Source organism: Puniceicoccales bacterium (genome assembly GCA_031283585.1).
Taxonomy (GTDB): Bacteria; Verrucomicrobiota; Verrucomicrobiia; order Opitutales; family LL51; genus JAIRTH01.
The window spans coordinates 46223-64440 of sequence record JAITBP010000010.1 but is presented as its reverse complement, the minus strand read 5'-3'; the positions used below and the strand labels follow the sequence as shown (position 1 = coordinate 64440).

Here is an 18218-nt window from a genome sequence, read left to right as displayed (position 1 = left end):
ATGAGATAATATATCTATGTTAAATAAACACAAGGGTTTAATCATAAAATGCTAGCAACTTTGTGAGCCACAATGACTCCGTAGTTCATGGCTCCAAGCCACCCGGACATTATTATTCCCACGGAGCCGGTGTGATATAGGCCGGTTATCTGATTTGGGAGATCCATGGAAACCTCGAGGCCTTCAAATTTTGTACCAAACGAAGTTCCCTTTGGATGGGATGTATACCGGTTGAATGTCAATGGAGTTGCCGCTTCGGTGTAATCTATTTTTGACCGGACATCTGGTATGAATTTTTCCAACGAAACTATAGAATCTTCGATGATTCTTGACTTTTCTTTTTTGTATTCCTCCTTGGATAGACTGGCCCAGTCATCCCAGTTTGCGTTCATTGAAGCCACGATGGCGTAGCTAGGTTCATGCTGTGGCCTGGTTTTCGGATAGTACATCGAAAAGGTCCTGCTTTTGGTATGGAAATGGCATAACTCCTTACTGTCCAGTTCCTTATTTTCCGAAGAAAAAATCAGATCTCCTATATCCGGAATTGTTTCTCCCTTTCTGATGCCTAGATAGGCCTGGCAGGAACTATTATTAATCCGGACAGAACGGTTTTTTTTCAGGAATTCTTTTGGAAATTTATCTTCACCGACCAATGTGGATATGGTAAACAATATATTGGCATTTGAAATCACAGTTCGGCAATAGATATTTTGACCATTTACAACAATACCAATCACCTTCTTTTGTGAAACTCCGTCCGAATCTACGAGAATTTTTTCGACCTTGCTACGGGTAAAGATGTCTACGCCATGGGATTTTAGTTCATTGGACATTTTATTTATCAAGCTGTCAGTACCTCCTTCGAAGGTGAACACTCCATTGCTCATGAAGTTAGAGAACACGATACCATAGGTTATTGCCTCGTCATCCAGGGTGGAACCGTTGGCATAGGCTATTGGTTCCAGTAATAATCTATGCACATCGCTGCGTCCTGGGAAAAATTCCTCGAATAGCTGCTTTGTGCTGCGCAGGTCGTCATCATAAAAATTCATCTTACGTAGGCTGGTAAAGAATGCCTCGACCTGCTCTGTGGCCAGGCCGAATTTTTTCACAAGAATTTTCGTAAAATCTTCTCTTGTGAAGGTTGTTTCGATGTCAAACTGTGGATTCACGAAACGGATCCTTTTCAATTGCACGATGCTGTCAGCGATCTCTTTTGTCCAATATTTTCTGCAGGATTTGACCATACCCTGGGGAAACCCATGCAATGATACATCGAAAATATGGCCTCCCTTTCTTGAAAACCAGGCTGCAAGACCACCGATTTCGTAGTGTTGTTCAAATATTGACACCTTGTAACCAAGTTTTGCGAGATAGTTTGCGGCGGTCAACCCTGCCAATCCGCTACCTATTATGGCTATGTCGTATTTTTTTTTGTCTTTTTCGTTTTTTTCGTTTTTTTCGTTTTTTTCGACAGTCTGTGATTCATGCATAGACTTGATTAGTATTAATTGCTGGTATCAATGGGCAAGAGCAAATGTGTTTTTACAAGAATCGACATACTTTTTATACATAAATAATTTTTTGTAAATCTTGTGATATCGATTACCTCAAGTTGAAAATTGTACAAAAGTTCCAGGATATGCAATGTGTTAGAAAACCAAGAAGAGTTTTTTAGATTGTCACGGGAACAACAGATCGCCAGGCTTTTATTATCCTGTCCTTTGGACTATGAATGTGAATGTTGTAAAAATTGCCAATGGAAGCAGGTGCAATTACTTAAGCTAGGCGACAAGATTTCATGGCTGGAAGAACAGGATAAAGAAACACTCAATAGCATGTTGGAGTTTTGTATAACCTCAATCGGTGCAAAGCATGGCAAAGATAACACCGATCGACAGAATCAGTAATAGGACAAGGTCATGGCTTTGTTTTTAAACTTTAATGAGGTGACTCTAATAATATTAGGTATGATTCTCATGATATTGTCGAAGGCGAAAAACGGCCAGCATATCAATGCTCCATAGCCAAATTTACATATCAGTACCGATATTGGTGCGAAGGCAAAAAACCAAAAGCATGTTATATTGGAAACGGTTGTGAACTTAGTATCACCGGCAGAAATCAATATGTTTTGAAGGGTCCAACGAATACTTTCGATTACTATGTTTACCCAGGTCCAGATCAGCATATTGGCCAAAATATTATCTGCGTTTTTTTGATAATTATCATTGGAGAACATAAACATTATAATATCGGTATTGATAATCATAAAAAAGCTTGTTACCACGGCAAATAGACAGGTTATTTTCAACGAGGACAGGAATACGTGTTTGATCGTCTGAAGTTCGCCACTGCCTATGCTATTCGATGATATGGAACATACACCTTTGCCGATACCATCCAAAACAAACCAGAAAAACATATATATGGACGAAGCTATGTTATAGTAAACCAGGTCATCGCTGGTACAAAATTTTGCTATAATCTGGAATATTACTGCTGTGCCAATAGAGTTTATCAGCGAATTCATAGAGCTTGGAAACCCTATGGAAAAACATTTTTTTAATAATCCCGGTGATAGCTTGATCTCGTTTGTATGAAACTTTTCTGCATAATTTTTTCTCAAAAATATCATTAGAAATATGATAAAAGCGGTAACATTTGATATTCCCGTAGCATAGGCTGCACCTTTTATTCCCATCTCTGGCATACCTAGCTTTCCAAAGACGAGGACTACATCTGCAATAATGTTTACTAGGTTTGAAATAATCAGCACTAGCGGCATCAGTAGCGTATCTCCTCGACCGACGAAAAATGACCCTATGGACCCAAATCCAGCCAGTGAAAAAGGTAAAAATGCCAGTATAATTCTGAGATAGGGTGTGCCAAGAGCTTCAATGGGTTCTGCCAAAAATGCTTTGGCATATATCATCATTGGAATCAAAATTATCCAATAGGCAAAGGAAACAAATATGGTTTGCCATACCACGTTGCCTATGTGATGATATTTCCTTGTACCATTAAAATATCCGACAAATACGCTTGTTACAGCTATGAATGACATCATGGTTCGCATGCATGACCAATAGAATGGATGGGCGCAGGAAGCCGCATTAAATGCATCGATGGAGTATTTTATCAGAATTATTCTATCGACAAGTGTCATGAAATAATTCGACAAGGCAGCCATCATCATAGGCCAAGATATGGCCCATAACTCAGCAACGCTACCTGGTTTGTATTTAGTCAACATAACTCTATTTACCAAAATCACAGGATTGTAATTTTGTCAAGATATTCACACGGGGATTTATATATGCATAGATAATAAAAAATATTAAAGGATGCAAATGTAAAAACAGAGGTAGGTTACATTATCAAAATTGTCAAGAAAGTTATTAATTAATTATCAAATTGAATGGTTAATTACATTTAAAGTAAAAAAGTGCTCCCTCTATAGATATTAAAAAAAAATTCAATAAAATTCTTTTCATCATGGATATTAATATTAAGAAATATTTAGCCTACGCAGCTATTAGTGGGTTATCATCAGGAATTGCATTGGCTGGCAAGACTAATAAAAATAATAGTGATAAAAATATTGTGGCACAACGGCGTAATTTGGTCGTGGCACAACAGCGTAATCTGGAAATGCCTAGACTATTGAATAAGTTACACGGAGCTAGATCTTTTGTCTATGACCCGGTTTCTATGGGATTTAATCTAGGTGAGAATCCACGAGGACGTGAATCGACCAGATACAGAAATAAAATGCTCAAAAAAACTATGTCTTCGGTTAGCATAACATTGAGTGAATTATTCGACGAAGATACGGTTTCGAATATAATAAATTCAATGAAGTATATAGCTCTGCGTATAGTGGCAGATGAATTGCCATCGTTTGTTAGGCAAATTATAAATGAATTTAGAGATAATGGCTGTGTCATACAAGGTATGGAGGAATCGGACAGTCTGCGGCTATTTATAGCTAATAGTGATCCATTCACCTATGTGCCAGATAGCAATAGGTTAAACGGTAGAGAGCAGATGGCCATAAGATATTTTGTCAATAATGCTGTTTCCGGAAATAATGGATTTTTGCATCAAGTAGGACTGCGAGCCATCGATGAAATACTGCTTGTCTGCCATGGTTTTGATATCAAAATTTCAAGGCAGGTTATGTGTGAGATTGAAAATCAAATACGAACCATACTTAATCAGGTAGGTTCTAATGTGGTCAATTTGGTAGGAACTTGCTTAGGCAGTTATGCAGGAGATTATCATAGAGCTTCTGAAGCTAGATGTTCTGAGGTATCCTGTTTCGGATTCTGTAATCATGTCGACAAAATGCCTCTTCCAATGAGTTTTGCGCGTATGTGCTCAAATCTTGAGTATGAATTATTAAATGGCATTGGGTTTGATCTGTGTTTCGTAAACACAATTTTACAAAAGCGTTGGGAAGAGGTCGGTTGTGGTATAGATTTTTCAAACGGCATACCACAAAATTTGCAAAACATGATTATCATAATGATCTATATGAATCTTGCTAAGTTTTTCCCAAATTTTGCAAAGGAAATGATAATAGGTGCATTGGAAAATGATAATATTGATAATATTGCAGAATTGCAGGATAATATAAGATTATGCCTGTCCAATGATGAAGTGTACCATCAAGGATTACTGAATGGATGTGTTACTCAGGAACAGATTACTATGCTTAGAAATTCTTCAGAGGCTATAAAAGGAAATGGTGGGCTGTTTAATATAATATTGGTCCGAATCTTGACCAATATTAAGTTATTATGTAATGTATTGAAAATCCATATGACACAAAATGCCTATGTAATAATTGAAAATTTTACAGCAAATATGATCAGGTCACTGGAGGTACCTACTATACGCTCATTGATGTTTGAGCTTCAGCAACGGAATCTGTTTGATCCGGCAACGGGTAGATTTTTTCGCAACACAGGTGATAAAAAATGCAGACAGAGAAAAGAGTCACTGAAAAGTATGAATGATAACCTTGAAACCTTGACTACCAGATTGATTGATGGATACTTTGGAAAGGGTGTGAGCAATAGTGTTGTTAATTTCGTGTCCAGTGTGGCGGAGATTATCAACAATTGATTACTATATTTAGGTAAAATTACCACCAAGAGGACCTTATGGTCCTCTTTTTTATGGTAAAATTTTTATGTTTATATATAGCCAATCTAAATGTTACAGGAGCTCGTAGATTTAGCATCAACCGGAAAACTTAGGAAAGTTTTATCTACCCTGCATTCAAATGGAGCGAAATGTTATTTTGTTGGTGGCTGTGTTAGAGATGCGATTCTTGGCGAACCGATCACAGACCTAGACCTGGAAGTTTTTAATATTAGTTCTGACGTTCTTTCATCGATATTGGCTAAAGATCACGATATAGATTATGTTGGTAAGAGTTTTGGTGTAATCAAGATTCATGGCCTTGATATGGATATTTCTGTGCCAAGAACCGAGGAAAAGATTGGTGAAACTCACAGAACATTTTCCATAGTTGAGAGGACAGATATGGATATTGCCATGGCAGCATCACGTAGGGACTTCACCATAAATGCCCTATATTTTGATCTGCTATCTAACCAGGTGATTGACAGGTTCGATGGCCTGAAGGATATAAAAAATAAACTACTTAGACACACCAGCGATAAATTTGCCGAGGATCCACTGAGAGTTCTCAGAGCGATGCAATTTACGGCGAGATTTGATATGACTGTGGCCGAGGAAACCATTGAGATTTCACGAGGTCTTTCCTGCGATAATATTTCTTGTGAACGGATTTTAGGAGAATGGAAAAAATTACTATTGCTAGGGAAAACCCCGTCGAGAGGCCTCAGATTTCTGAAAGCCTGTGGATGGCTGAGATATTTTCCAGAGGTGAGCAATCTTGTTGGCTGTGAACAAGATCCAATACTACACCCCGAGGGCGACGTTTTCGAACATGTTTGCCTGGCCATGGATTATTTTCCTAGGGTTAGAAGCGGTGATGTTTTTGACGATATGGTCGTTGGGTTTGCACTGCTATGCCATGATTTTGGCAAACCAGCCACCATGTTTCGCGATAAAAATGGAATACACAACCATGGCCATGCCAAATGTGGTGTTGCTCCTGCCAGAGTATTTTTGGAAAGAATGCGTGTGCCAAAACGCATTGTAGACCAAGTACTTCATCTTGTTGAGCATCATATGGATATCAGAGATATAGTGAAAAGCAATGACATGGACACAGACATACGGGTTTTGGCAACCCAGGTTGAGCGGATAGATCTGTTGATAAAAGTATCTCTTTGCGACACATTTCGTAGGGTAAAAATTCATGGTACCAATGAGGAGTTAATACAGGATCGTGCCAAAAAGCTCGGTGTATTGTATGAGAAACCCACACCGCTGTTGCTTGGGAGACATCTAATCGACCTTGGCCTGGTACCGGGGAAAAATTTTAGTCAATTGTTGGATTTGGCCTTTGAAGCACAGCTGAATGGTAAATTTTTTGATGAACCAGGTGCTATTCAATTCATCAAGGGTTTTATTTAATTTATTTAATTTTAATTGACGATAGCTGGTCCCAGGTAAGATTAGTTCCACATACATGGCCATTCCAGCAGAAATCAGTGCATCTATCAAGGATTTAATCAAGCGTTCCGAGGCAATTGCTGATTTCCTGGATGTATCAGGTAAGAAGCTTGAAATCAATAGGCTGGAAACAGAAATGGCTACTAATAATTTCTGGAACAATCAGGAAAATGCACAGAATACGGTGGGCAAGGTAAGCGATCTAAAAACCTCGATCAAAGCGATTATTGAATTTAGGCAAAAGCTTGATGATGCGATGATTCTAGCTGAATTGATTGACCAACAGAATGACAATGAAGAGCATCTTCAGGAGCTTTCAGCCACGGTTGGTACCTTGGCCAACGAGCTTGATTCACTGGAATTGGTGTCTTTTTTGAATCAGCCCCAGGATCACTGTAATGCCATATTTAGTATACATGCCGGGGCCGGAGGAACCGAATCCTGTGATTGGGCCGATATGTTATTTAGGATGTATATGAGATGGGCCGAGCGTAGAGGTTTTACGGTCGAGGTTCAGGATATTCAGGAAGGTGATGGTGTAGGCCTGAACAGTATTACCCTTAGGTTAGTTGGGAAGAATGCCTATGGCTATGCAAAGGCCGAGCGTGGTGTACATAGACTGGTAAGGCTTAGCCCATTCGATGCAAACCATAAGCGCCACACGTCCTTTTGCTCGGTGGATGTTATTGCGGAAATAGAAGATGACATTGCCGTAAATATACAGGAGGATGATATCCGGATAGATACCTACCGTTCTAGTGGAAAAGGCGGCCAACATGTGAATAAAACCGAATCTGCCATCAGAATAACTCATCTGCCAACGGGCATAGTTGTGACATGCCAGAACGAGAGGTCCCAGTATAAAAATAAAGACTCAGCAATGAAAACGCTTAGAGCCAGGATATATGAAAGAATGCAGGATGAAAAACGTTCGGAGATGGACAAATTTTATGGCGAAAAAGGTGAAATTGGTTGGGGAAACCAAATACGCAGCTATGTGTTTCAGCCCTATCAATTGGTGAAAGATCTGCGTACCGGTGTGGAAGGAACAAATCTCCAGGCAATAATGGATGGTGATATAGATATGTTCATAAATGCTTGGCTGAAAGCAGGTTGTCCAAAAACAAGGAAACAATAAAAGGTTGCCGATGAGAATCGTTTCATGGAATGTAAATGGGTTACGCTCGATCCTGAAAAAAGATTTTTCCGGTGCGGTTTCTTTTCTTAAGCCGGATATATTATGTCTACAGGAAACCAGGGTGAACCAGGAAGCCATCGCAACTATCGATTTCGAGTGCAGTAACCTGATGTTTAACAACGCCAACCGAAAAGGATATTCGGGTACGGCTATTTTTTCAAAACTGGATACCATAGCGGTGGATTCAAATACGGTTCTTGATTCAACCACCGGTGAGAAAGAGGGTAGGGTGATTGTGGTCGAGTATGACAAATTTTTTTTGGTAAATGTTTACACACCAAACTCCAAACCCGATCTGTCCAGGTTGGAATTTAGGCAAAAAATATGGGATCCAGAATTTTTAAAATTGTTGCTAAAATTGGAATCAACGAAGCCGGTGATAGCCTGTGGCGATTTCAATGTGGCTCATCAGGAAATAGACCTTGAGAATCCGGATCACAACCATTTCAGCAATGGATTTACCGACGAAGAGAGGTCTGGATTTTCGAATTATATAGCCAGTGGTTTCCTAGACAGCTACAGACATTTCTATCCAGAGGAGAAGAAGGCCTATAGCTGGTGGTCCTACAGGATGAAATCCAGGGAACGTAATGTGGGTTGGCGGCTGGACTATATACTCATAAGTAGGAAGCTACAAGGTTACGTCGATGGGGTATTCATATTCAATAATGTCTATGGCTCGGACCATGCTCCGGTTGGGATCGATATTCGATTATGATTCACAAAAAATTGACATAATCCTATATTCCTGTAGGGTATGGTCATGAATATACGATCCATAAGTATATTGGCTTTATTATACTTATGTTATTTTTCCCCATGTGGTGGTGATACAAAACCGAAAAAAGCTGTAATGTCCCAGGGCCCTGGGGCTGATGCAACCAGGTTAGTTGATTTTCCGCACTACGGCAAAAAAGATCTGACCATATTTGTTATCACCTGGCGTGGTGAAACCGAGGCAGAACTTGGTTTTTTTGATAGATTAAAAGAGCTTGGCTATGATGCCAAATATATAGTTTTTGACGCCGGGAAGAGTGCAAAATCATTAAAAAAATTCCTATCAACCGGAATAACCACAGACAGGATTGACTATGTTTATACATTTGGGACGGTCACGTCATTGATGGTGTCTGAAAAACTCAATAATTCTATTCCACACGTATTCAATATCGTGAGCTTTCCAGAGAAATGTGGGCTTATCAATAGTAACAGTGAATACAACGGTGGCAATTTATCCGGTGTTAAGTGTTCTGTATCGATAGAATCGCAGATCAACAACGCGGTAAAGTTCCTGAAATTTAAAAAACTTGGTGTGTTTGTCAGTACCAAGGAGCAAAGTTGCGTTGATAGTTACTATCAAATAGTGGAAAGTTCGAAAAATTTTGGATTTGTAGTACAGCGGATCGATGTAAATAAAGGTAAAGATCTAATGAGTATAATATTCGATATGAAAACCAATCGGGCTATGTATAAAGTTGATGCGCTTTTCCTGACAGCTAGTTCACTGTTTGCTTCAAACATAAAGGAGATCGTAGCCATGGCAAACGAATTGAAGATTCCGTTGATTGCTGAAACCGAAGAGATGGTTGCTGGAGGTGCCCTTATGGGAACCACACCTGATTACAATATGGCCGGAAGAACAGCCGCAGATATCATTGAGATCAATCAATTTGGTGTAAAAATGGGATATATTCCTGTGAAAAGAACTGCTACACATATATGCGTTAACAGGGAAACCATGAAGGCTCTAGGGCTAGAGTGCGGTATACCAGGTGAAGTTTACTATGGCGAGGATAAATGACAGGCCATGGATTGCATTACTTTTTACTTGCAAGACCTTGAGCTGTTTATTCGATTCACTCTAATATTGCCTGGTGGTGTAACGGTAGCACAGCGGGTTTTGGTCCCGTTAGTCTAGGTTCGAATCCTGGCCGGGCAGCCAGGGTGGTTAAATCTGTCTACCCAATCCTGCAATTTGTCGCAATTTAATAGTTCCTGCGACCCTATCCAATAGCCCAAACCGATTCATTATCATCGGGGATTTCTGTGTTATACTCTGCTCGTTGTCAATGGAACCCAAGCAGATATTAAAATCCGTGAAACCTGGTGCTGATGTGATGCTGGATAGCCTGGAAATTTCCTCGTCCATAGCTGGGGCTTCTCTAGCTCGCACCTGGCAAATACTTTTCGATTTACTGTGTCGATCCGATGAGGTTTCTGTTTCGGACCTGAATACCCTGTCCGGCGTCATTCAAAAACTTTTTACCTGCCACACAACCATGTGTTCCATGGAACAGTCAAAACATGGGAGTCAAAACACAGATTTTAGGCAGCCTTTGTCCGAGGCTGTAATCGAGGATCTTGAAACCCAATTGAGGCTATTATAGATGGATGTTTCGGAAAAATTTTTTTTACCCTATCAGTCGCGATGGATCAATGATGATTCAAGCCTGAAAATAATGGAAAAATCCAGGCAAATCGGAATATCTATGGCCTCGGCTTATGGCCTTGTTAGAGAACATGCTAACTGTGACAAGAAGATCGATTCCTGGGTATCATCAAGGGACGAAATCCAGGCGAAGCTTTTCCTAGAAGATTGCAGGAAATTTAGTAAAATTTTACACATTGCCGCGCGGGCCCTGGGCTCTGAAATATTGCCAGAATCGAGGCATTTTGCTTCTTTTTCCCTGCGCTTTTTAAATAATACACATATCCATTCCCTATCGTCAAGCCCAGATGCGCAGGCTGGCAAGCGCGGCAATCGTGTATTGGACGAATTTGCCCTTCATCAAAACCCAAGGGCTTTATATTCAGTGGCTTACCCAGGTATAACCTGGGGTGGTCGACTGGAAATCATATCCACCCACCGGGGTTCTCAAAATTTTTTCAATAGGTTGCTGAAAGATATAAGTGAAAACGGTAATTTTAGGAAATTTTCACATCACAGAGTTACGCTACAGGATGCTCTCGATCAAGGGTTTTTGGCAAAACTAAAAGGAAAATTACCCGAAGATGATCCTAGGCAGCATATGGATGAGGCAGAGTATTTCGATTATGTCAGAAGTTCTTGCCCGGATGAGGAGTCGTTTATGCAGGAATATATGTGTGTTCCCTGGGATGATCAGTCAATTTTCCTGCCAACGGAACTGATCGATAAATGCACCTATAAACATGGTGATGATTGGGAGATTTTGAATTATGAAACTTTGCAGAGTGATAATGTGTTTCTTGGAATTGATATTGGTCGTGATCATGACCTTACGGTGTTTTGGTTGCTAGAAAGAAGTGGCGATTGCCTGGAAACAAGGCGGGTGATTTGCCTAAAAGACGCACCGTTTTCCGAGCAAGAGCGGGTTCTGCATGAGTTTCTGAGCATACCATTTTTGAGAAGAATTGGCATAGATCAGACCGGTATCGGTAGGCAATTTACAGAGCGTGCATCGGCGTTTTTTGGAAAATACAAGGTCGAAGGCATCACTTTTACCAATTATATAAAAGAAAAATTGGCCTATTTGTTGCTGACGACTTTCGAAACTGGTTCGGTGAAGATTCCTGATGATCCGGCCATCCGTGCCGATCTGAGGGCTATAAAGAAGGAGGTAACTTTTTCTGGCAATATCAGGTTCTATGCCGATCGCGGTAAAAATGGCCATGCGGATAGATTTTGGGCATTGGCCCTGGCAATATATGCCGCCCAGCAATGTATGCCGGCAGTCAGGCAACAATTTTTTACTAAGATACAAAGACCCAATCGCTTAACAGTAGTTTAATTTTATGAAAACAATTTCGCAGATTTCGGAAGCAAGGATTAAGAGCTCCATGAGAGCAAGGTTTAATCCAATAAAAACTTTGACACCAGATTCGCTATCCCAGATGTTGGATGCATTTGCGGCAGGCTATCTTCGTAGCGCTGCGATGACCTGGGATTCGATTGAACGAAGAGACGATGTGATCCAGGGTGTGGCAGCAAAAAGGAAAAAATCCGTGGCCAGGTTGCAATGGGAAATCATTGCGTTGGACCAATCCGAAGAAGCCCTGAATCATAAATGTGCACTGGAATATTTTTATAATAATCTTTCGGCTACCCATGCCTGCGATGGTAATGAGCGAGGTGGCTTCGGCCTACTGGTGAAGCAAATGATGGATGCCATAGGCAAGAAGTATGCAGTACATGAAATAATCTACATTCCTTTGGCCAATGGAGATAAACTTAAATTGACAGCTGTTTTCAGGTTTGTGCCGCTGTGGTTCTTTGAGAACAAGACCGGGTCCTTGAGATTTCTTGAAAGCGACACGGCCACCGATGGCGTTCCACTGGATGATGGAGCCTGGCTTGTAACCGTCGGAGATGGGTTGATGGAGGCTTCTTCGATTGCCTATCTGTTCAAGCATCTTCCTCTGCGGGATTGGCTTGTATATTGTGAGCGCAATGGAATGCCCGGTGTCAAAGGAGTGACCGATGCTTCGCCCGGATCACCCCAGTGGGAGGCGGCCAGGGATGCGGTGGAAGACTTTGGAGCGGAATTTAATGCCCTAATGTCCGAAGGCACAAACATCGAAGCCATAGACTTAACCAGCCGTGGTGAGCTACCCTATCCGGCGTTGGTTGATCGGATGGACAGAGCTATCTCTGCCCTGTGGCGTGGGTCAGATCTATCTACATTATCAAGAGCATCTGGAACGGGAGCTTCGCTTCAGGCCGATGAAACTGCACTGATAGAAGAGGATGATGCAACCATGATTTCCGAGACATTGAATGAGCAGGTGGACAAATTTGTCATCAGGCATTTATTCGGCGACGCAAATCCGAAAGCCTATATCAGGTTGGTAACAAAACCCAGAGCTAATACCAGGGATGAAATAGTGATTTATCGCGAACTTTTTGACATGGGAGTGCCATTGGCCATCGAGGATATCAGGGAAAAGTTTGGTCTTACCACTCCAGAAAATTCGGAAAATATTCTGATAAAAAATGTATAAAATGAACACTAATTTAAAAACCATGGAAAAGCCGGTGCTGGATCAGTGGATCAAATTACTGCCCTATGGTGACTACCCACATCCCAGAGGTGTGCAGCATTTCAACAGGTCGTCGGCTGAGATAATCGCAAAAAATTTTAAATCACTGCGAGGTCGGCTGAGCAGAAAATTTCTCGGGTTACCGATTTTTATAGGCCATCCCGATGATGATAGGTTTTCCGGTAGTCCGGGTCACAAAAGTCACCTGGTCTATGGAAGGGTCAAGGATATTGAGCCAAGATCCGATGGTATGTGGCTTTTAATCCATTGGTCCGGTGTAGGTTATCAATTGATTAGAAATGGTTTTTTCAGATTTTTATCGCCCAGGTGGCGCATGAAAAATATAGGAAACAATGGCTTTGAGCCTATAAAATTGCTGTCGGTCGGTCTTACAAACAATCCAAATATCAGGACCTGCAGGCTAGTCGATCACTCGGGTTCGAAAAATGCGCGACTATCCGATGGCGAAAAGCTTGCAAGGTTCATAACCCTGCTCGGATTGAATGAGTTAATGGATTTTGAAGAGCAACTAAACACATTGAAATCCATGGTGGAAAATTCAGTAAAATGGAAAACTCAGGCCGAGGAACTGATCGACGAGAATAAAAAGCTCAGAGCCGAGGCTGAAAACCTTTATCACATGATCCAACCCAACGAGTTGCAAAAACAAGAAAATGAATCGATGGCAGTGAATTTGGCTGTGGATGGCTCGGCACCGGTCACCATGGACATGGCTAATGATAGGGATGAGGAATCTTTGCCATCGACCAATTTAAATACTAAAACAAAAACCATCGGTCTAAACAGCCGGGCCAGGTGCTTTTATGAAAAAAAGGACAAAATCCTGGCTTTGGTACAGGAACATATGATGGCCACCGGCGATAAATATAGCGAAGCCTGGGCCTGGGCAAAAAGAACCAATCCATCACTGTTCACTGATTAATTCGTTGATTAACAAAATTTTCACCCATAAAAATATGAAAAAAGAAATATTCTCTAACATTGCAGAAGGTACCCACGAAGGCAATATCACCAGGATTGCGAAAGCCGACATCACCGAAAAGTATACTCTGGTTAAAATCGATAGCAGCAATTCTGCCGAAGTCGATATTTGTACTGGTTCGGATCTGCCCATAGGCGTCGCAACCGACGAAGCATCGGCCGGAGACATTGTGAATGTGGCATTACTTGGCTGTGCGGATACCATAAAAGCCATTGCCAGTGCAGAAATATCGGCCGGTACGCGTCTTATGCCGGCGGCCAATGGAAAAATTACTCCCCTCGGTACGTCAACAGGAACCTATAATTGCATTGGGATAGCACTGAATGGTGCCATAGCAAATGGCATGGTGGAGGTATTATCCTGCGTACCAACTAAACACGTAATGCCATAATAATTTTAAGTATATTATGAAAATGAATACATTCGAAATATTACCAAAAGATGACGGTTTTCAGGACTATGGAACGGTCTGTGCAGCCAACGAATCGCGGTTTACTGCATCCAATTATTCAGAACCACTTACGGCATTTACCGTTGGGTGGAAGGACAGGGAAAACATAGAGTCATTGTTGAACTTTTTGGCACCGATAGTTCCGGTCTCCCGTCGATTTGAGTTTAAGGTAGCCAACAATAATGAGGCATTTTTATCTGAAACCGACGATATCCGTTCCATTGGATCAGCCTTTAAAAGGGTCGAATTTACCGGTACATCCGTTACATCGAAGACTTTTAATAAAGGACTTACAATTCGGATTGATCACGATGATGTGGCTGGTGATGATTGGCGTGAACGCTATGTCCAACTGCTGCTGCAGAGGTTATATCGCAATGAGTTGCGCCGGGCAATTTCTGCTCTGGAAGCCAATGCTCAAACTGCTTCCGCTAACTATGTATGGGCGGATGAGTCAAACCCGGATGCAGATATACGCTCGGAGTTAGAAGCCGCAACGGACATCACCGGTGTGCGACCGAACAGGATTGTAATAGGCGAAGCTGCCTGGGATATCAGAGCCAATTCCTACGACGCTCAGAACAATGCCGGAGCTAGTCGTGCTGCGGGGTTAACGCTGGAAGAACTTGCTTGTAAATTATTTGTAGATGAAGTCCGTGTAATTAATGCACGCTACCAAAATGCGGCCACATCCAAGGAAGCCATATTGGGCAATAGCATATATGCATTTTTTACAAACAATGAGATCATGAAAGATGAACCGGCCAATATAAAAAGATTTGTGACACCGGCCGATGGCTCACCATTTAGGGTTTATGTCGAGGAACACAGCAAATTCAGCGACATAACCGTAGAGCACTACAGTAACATTGTGGTAACATCAACCACGGGAATAAGAAAACTTGTGGTTTCAGCCACCTAACAGCTAGGCTAACAAAACCAAAATAAACAACCTCCGGGGGATTTTTAATTCAAAATAGGAAGCAAAAACAGAAAAAGCAGAAAAAACAAAAAAACAGAAAAAATGGAAAAAATAAAAGAAGTAAAAAATCCTCCGGATAGACAAAAATATCATGACCAATTGGATTAAAATTATACCCGAAGATTTATATGACTATTTGGTTGCGCAACAGGTAGATGCACTACGTAAACAGGCGCTGGCCAAACATCAGATCGATCCGATTATGGAGATCATCAAAGATGTTTCTTCAAGGATTCGATCTGAAATCAAGAGCAACCGGCAGAATGTATTAAGTGCTACCGCCGGGGCTATTCCGTTGGAATTAAAAAGCGCGGCCTGCAGCCTGATATTGGAGATTGCCCAGACCAGAATCCCTGGTTTGAAGCTATCTGAAGATCAGATTCGTCTGGCGGATCAGGCCCGTGAATCTCTGCGAAGGGTGGCTAAAGGAGAGGTGGCCATATCGGTTCCTGATGAAGCCAAAGATTACCAACCTGTTGGCGTGGAAGTAGTAACCCATAGGGAAAACACTGTAACCGGTGAAACATTAGGGGGATTCTGATATGTATAGGCCAAACGATGGGATTTTAGAAAAAATTCAGGATTACCTAGTCACTTTGATCGAAAAAAATGTTGAACTACGTGGCGTCCCGATATTTACCCATAGGCAAAGTAATGTTGAGAGCATAATAACAAACGCTGTGCGTGAAGGTATTAGTGTGGCGATTCTTGTGATGCCTCCTGTGCCCATAAGAATCGATAAAAATGTCCCCGGTCCGGTGTTTGAGACCATCAGCATTCAGCTGAAGATAATAGATAATATTTATACAAACAGCTCGGGAAAAAGTTCCATAGCTGTTGCAGAAAAAATCACCGCCTTGCTTCATTTGGTGAAAATTGATGTGGAGCACTGGCAAGGATATATAACGTGTTCTGAGACAAAACCATGGGTATCAGAGGTTGAGAACCAAACCAACCTGATAATTTTAACCTTCACGGCGATGTGCTCGCTATAAAAAAATATAAAATCATGAAAATATCATTTGGTACAATAGTGTTGGCCGCCGGGGATAATGCACGGGAGAACCCTTTCGATCTGAAGATTTCCGGCCAGAGAAACGTCCAAATTGCCGAGACCGTAAGGGGGACCGAAGTCAAGGCCATAGATAGAGGAAATCTACAAATCACCATAGAATTCAAGGTCATGAAGAAATACGATTCGGTAGAAAGTGCCCAGATCAATTCTCTGGAACATTCATCGGAGCTCACCGGGTTGCAGTCCTACCTAACCCTGGTCGGTGAGCCCAGTAATAATACTTACTATATGCATAATGCTGTACTGGTTACAGTGCAATCTTCAGCCAATGGTAACACAGCGCTGCATTATTATAAAATCACCGGCGGAAGGATAACCAATGGCATTGGATAGAATTTTTATTTTTTTATATGACAACAATAGATAAGTTTATACTGCGTCTTGGGATAGATACAGAAACATTTTGTCTACCAGTAGATGTAAATCGCAAGGAGATGGTCCAATTTTGGAAGTCCAATGACATGGAATTCCAGCTGGGATTATTTGCCAATGGAACCTTGGTAGATGTTTCGAATATAGATAAGATCTGCTTGGCAGTTAAGGTCTTAAGTAGCGATGGAACGACGGTGGACAGCGGTAATCAGGTGTTGATGTACGGCGAAACTTCTTCGCTGGATAACAGTGTCACCCCGGAGTCCTGGGCCAATGGAACGGCTCAACATGCGGTCATTGATTTTTCCGAAAATGAAACATCTCTGGCCGCCGATGACTATTGGCTTAGCCTGTGGGTTATCACGAAACCCGACGCAAAAACCGTAACCGTTTGTGCTGGTAAGATCAGGGTGATTGACGGCGGCAATAGCGATACAATTATTCCGCCACCGCCATTGGAATCATATTACACCGCCGCAGAATGCGACGCCATCTTCATGAACAGATCAAAAAACCTGCTGGATGTGGATGATGAAGCAGCTGCTAGATCTAATCTTGGCCTTGGGTCGATGGCTGTTCAGCATAGCGATGCTATCTCAATAACCGGTGGCAGCATTTCCGGTATTACCCCATTGAGCATTGGCTGTGGAGGAACAGGTGCCGAGGATAAGGTGTCAGCATTCAATAACTTGTCGCCCATATCCAGTGTCGGCGATATGATAGTTGGCGGTGGAGAAAATTCATCAACGGTATTAGCTTTGGGTGATGAAAATCAGGTATTGATGGTTGATTCGACTTCCGAGACCGGACTTTCTTGGAAAAATTATCCCTGGAAACTTCTGAAAACGATCAGCCTGAGTTCTTCCACCGCAGCGGTTATTTTTACCGAAGTGCTGAATAGTTCGCAGTTCCTGCATTACAAAATTGTCCTGAATTGTTGTACCAAAAGTCCAGTCTATGCACTTCTATCCATTGTCTTTGGAAACACCGTGGACAATGAAACATCCTGGATAACGACAGCTTCAGAATATATTTCATCCCTATCAGATCTCAGAGGCAATGAAATAAGATATGAGAAGTATAATGGAACCGTGGGTTATGTGCCACTGGGGAATAGCAGTACAAATTTCCGTTCCTATGATGGATTTTTCAATGGTGATGTTTCTCTATGGAAAGCTGGTAAAACCAGTAGCTACATACAGCTGTTGGCCGAAATTAATTACCTGTGGCATGTGCCATCTTCTGATACCTACGTCAATGAAGCTGGTGCTGGAAGATACAGCTCCACATTCCTAAACTCGGGCTTTGTAAATGTAAATTCACTGAAAATAGAAGCCATTTCTGGCAATATTACCGGTGGTAATTTTTCAATCTATGGCATAAATTAATATGGATGATAACATACTCATTGGTCAGATAAATAAACTTAGAGATGAGCTGGACAGGCTTAGCTATACTCTTCAGCAGCAAATAGATACGCTTCGTTCACAGATAAATAAT

Annotated in this window: 18 protein-coding genes and 1 tRNA gene; 17 read left to right on the top strand and 2 right to left on the bottom strand. The window is 41.5% G+C overall.

The window, feature by feature from the left end; all coding sequences use genetic code 11:
- Window positions 1-41: 41 nt before the first annotated feature.
- Window positions 42-1493 carry an NAD(P)/FAD-dependent oxidoreductase gene (locus tag LBB20_02970; GenBank protein MDR2735772.1) on the bottom strand — a complete coding sequence of 484 codons (1452 nt, stop codon included), beginning with the start codon at window positions 1491-1493 and terminating at the stop codon, window positions 42-44.
- 156 nt (window positions 1494-1649) lie between these two features.
- Between LBB20_02970 and LBB20_02965 the strand changes: the two genes are divergently transcribed.
- Window positions 1650-1910: a hypothetical protein gene (locus LBB20_02965; protein ID MDR2735771.1), complete on the top strand. Its 261-nt coding sequence runs from the start codon at window positions 1650-1652 to the stop codon at window positions 1908-1910.
- Here the strand turns inward: LBB20_02965 and LBB20_02960 are convergent.
- Complete coding sequence (locus tag LBB20_02960) at window positions 1904-3256, bottom strand: MATE family efflux transporter (GenBank protein ID MDR2735770.1); 1353 nt, start codon at window positions 3254-3256, stop codon at window positions 1904-1906. The two genes, LBB20_02965 and LBB20_02960, sit on opposite strands and share 7 nt — an antisense overlap.
- 242 nt (window positions 3257-3498) lie before the next feature.
- On the opposite strand from LBB20_02960, the gene LBB20_02955 reads away from it, so the two are divergent.
- From LBB20_02955 to LBB20_02880, 16 genes are all read left to right on the top strand, one after another.
- Window positions 3499-5133 carry a hypothetical protein gene (locus tag LBB20_02955; protein MDR2735769.1) on the top strand — a complete coding sequence of 545 codons (1635 nt, stop codon included), beginning with the start codon at window positions 3499-3501 and terminating at the stop codon, window positions 5131-5133.
- A gap of 90 nt (window positions 5134-5223) precedes the next feature.
- Entirely contained in the window at window positions 5224-6579 is a 1356-nt protein-coding gene (locus LBB20_02950) for a polynucleotide adenylyltransferase (GenBank protein ID MDR2735768.1), read from the top strand.
- A 55-nt stretch (window positions 6580-6634) separates the two neighbouring features.
- Window positions 6635-7756, top strand: coding sequence for a peptide chain release factor 2 (gene prfB, locus LBB20_02945; GenBank protein ID MDR2735767.1), 1122 nt, complete (start codon window positions 6635-6637; stop codon window positions 7754-7756).
- Between the two features lie 10 nt (window positions 7757-7766).
- Window positions 7767-8534, top strand: coding sequence for an exodeoxyribonuclease III (gene xth, locus LBB20_02940; protein ID MDR2735766.1), 768 nt, complete (start codon window positions 7767-7769; stop codon window positions 8532-8534).
- 45 nt (window positions 8535-8579) lie between these two features.
- Window positions 8580-9617: a hypothetical protein gene (locus tag LBB20_02935; GenBank protein ID MDR2735765.1), complete on the top strand. Its 1038-nt coding sequence runs from the start codon at window positions 8580-8582 to the stop codon at window positions 9615-9617.
- Window positions 9618-9684: 67 nt separating this feature from the next.
- A tRNA-Gln gene (locus LBB20_02930) sits at window positions 9685-9758 on the top strand.
- A gap of 154 nt (window positions 9759-9912) precedes the next feature.
- Window positions 9913-10203 (top strand): hypothetical protein, encoded by a 291-nt coding sequence (locus LBB20_02925; protein ID MDR2735764.1) that lies wholly within the window; start codon window positions 9913-9915, stop codon window positions 10201-10203.
- Window positions 10204-11586 (top strand): hypothetical protein, encoded by a 1383-nt coding sequence (locus LBB20_02920; GenBank protein MDR2735763.1) that lies wholly within the window; start codon window positions 10204-10206, stop codon window positions 11584-11586.
- Window positions 11587-11590: 4 nt separating this feature from the next.
- Window positions 11591-12796: a DUF935 domain-containing protein gene (locus LBB20_02915; protein MDR2735762.1), complete on the top strand. Its 1206-nt coding sequence runs from the start codon at window positions 11591-11593 to the stop codon at window positions 12794-12796.
- A gap of 22 nt (window positions 12797-12818) precedes the next feature.
- Window positions 12819-13778: a phage protease gene (locus tag LBB20_02910; GenBank protein ID MDR2735761.1), complete on the top strand. Its 960-nt coding sequence runs from the start codon at window positions 12819-12821 to the stop codon at window positions 13776-13778.
- Window positions 13779-13812: 34 nt separating this feature from the next.
- The gene (locus LBB20_02905) at window positions 13813-14229 is read left to right on the top strand and encodes a DUF2190 family protein (GenBank protein ID MDR2735760.1); all 417 of its coding nucleotides are present in this window, start codon (window positions 13813-13815) and stop codon (window positions 14227-14229) included.
- A gap of 16 nt (window positions 14230-14245) precedes the next feature.
- The gene (locus LBB20_02900; GenBank protein MDR2735759.1) at window positions 14246-15211 is read left to right on the top strand and encodes a hypothetical protein; all 966 of its coding nucleotides are present in this window, start codon (window positions 14246-14248) and stop codon (window positions 15209-15211) included.
- A gap of 151 nt (window positions 15212-15362) precedes the next feature.
- On the top strand, window positions 15363-15812 hold the full coding sequence (locus LBB20_02895; GenBank protein ID MDR2735758.1) for a hypothetical protein: 450 nt from the start codon (window positions 15363-15365) through the stop codon (window positions 15810-15812).
- A gap of 1 nt (window position 15813) precedes the next feature.
- A complete protein-coding gene (locus LBB20_02890) occupies window positions 15814-16266 on the top strand; it encodes a hypothetical protein (GenBank protein MDR2735757.1) in 453 nt (150 codons plus the stop codon).
- Window positions 16267-16280: 14 nt separating this feature from the next.
- A complete protein-coding gene (locus LBB20_02885) occupies window positions 16281-16679 on the top strand; it encodes a hypothetical protein (GenBank protein ID MDR2735756.1) in 399 nt (132 codons plus the stop codon).
- A gap of 17 nt (window positions 16680-16696) precedes the next feature.
- Entirely contained in the window at window positions 16697-18106 is a 1410-nt protein-coding gene (locus LBB20_02880; protein MDR2735755.1) for a hypothetical protein, read from the top strand.
- The last annotated feature ends 112 nt before the right edge of the window (window positions 18107-18218 follow it).

Coding starts and splice junctions, on each gene's coding strand:
- LBB20_02970 (MDR2735772.1), bottom strand. CDS start 1,493: ATGCATGAATCACAGACTGTCGAAAAAAACGAAAAAAACGAAAAAAAC.
- LBB20_02960 (MDR2735770.1), bottom strand. CDS start 3,256: ATGTTGACTAAATACAAACCAGGTAGCGTTGCTGAGTTATGGGCCATA.
- LBB20_02955 (MDR2735769.1), top strand. CDS start 3,499: ATGGATATTAATATTAAGAAATATTTAGCCTACGCAGCTATTAGTGGG.
- LBB20_02950 (MDR2735768.1), top strand. CDS start 5,224: ATGTTACAGGAGCTCGTAGATTTAGCATCAACCGGAAAACTTAGGAAA.
- prfB (MDR2735767.1), top strand. CDS start 6,635: ATGGCCATTCCAGCAGAAATCAGTGCATCTATCAAGGATTTAATCAAG.
- xth (MDR2735766.1), top strand. CDS start 7,767: ATGAGAATCGTTTCATGGAATGTAAATGGGTTACGCTCGATCCTGAAA.
- LBB20_02935 (MDR2735765.1), top strand. CDS start 8,580: ATGAATATACGATCCATAAGTATATTGGCTTTATTATACTTATGTTAT.
- LBB20_02920 (MDR2735763.1), top strand. CDS start 10,204: ATGGATGTTTCGGAAAAATTTTTTTTACCCTATCAGTCGCGATGGATC.
- LBB20_02915 (MDR2735762.1), top strand. CDS start 11,591: ATGAAAACAATTTCGCAGATTTCGGAAGCAAGGATTAAGAGCTCCATG.
- LBB20_02910 (MDR2735761.1), top strand. CDS start 12,819: ATGGAAAAGCCGGTGCTGGATCAGTGGATCAAATTACTGCCCTATGGT.
- LBB20_02905 (MDR2735760.1), top strand. CDS start 13,813: ATGAAAAAAGAAATATTCTCTAACATTGCAGAAGGTACCCACGAAGGC.
- LBB20_02900 (MDR2735759.1), top strand. CDS start 14,246: ATGAAAATGAATACATTCGAAATATTACCAAAAGATGACGGTTTTCAG.
- LBB20_02895 (MDR2735758.1), top strand. CDS start 15,363: ATGACCAATTGGATTAAAATTATACCCGAAGATTTATATGACTATTTG.
- LBB20_02890 (MDR2735757.1), top strand. CDS start 15,814: ATGTATAGGCCAAACGATGGGATTTTAGAAAAAATTCAGGATTACCTA.
- LBB20_02885 (MDR2735756.1), top strand. CDS start 16,281: ATGAAAATATCATTTGGTACAATAGTGTTGGCCGCCGGGGATAATGCA.
- LBB20_02880 (MDR2735755.1), top strand. CDS start 16,697: ATGACAACAATAGATAAGTTTATACTGCGTCTTGGGATAGATACAGAA.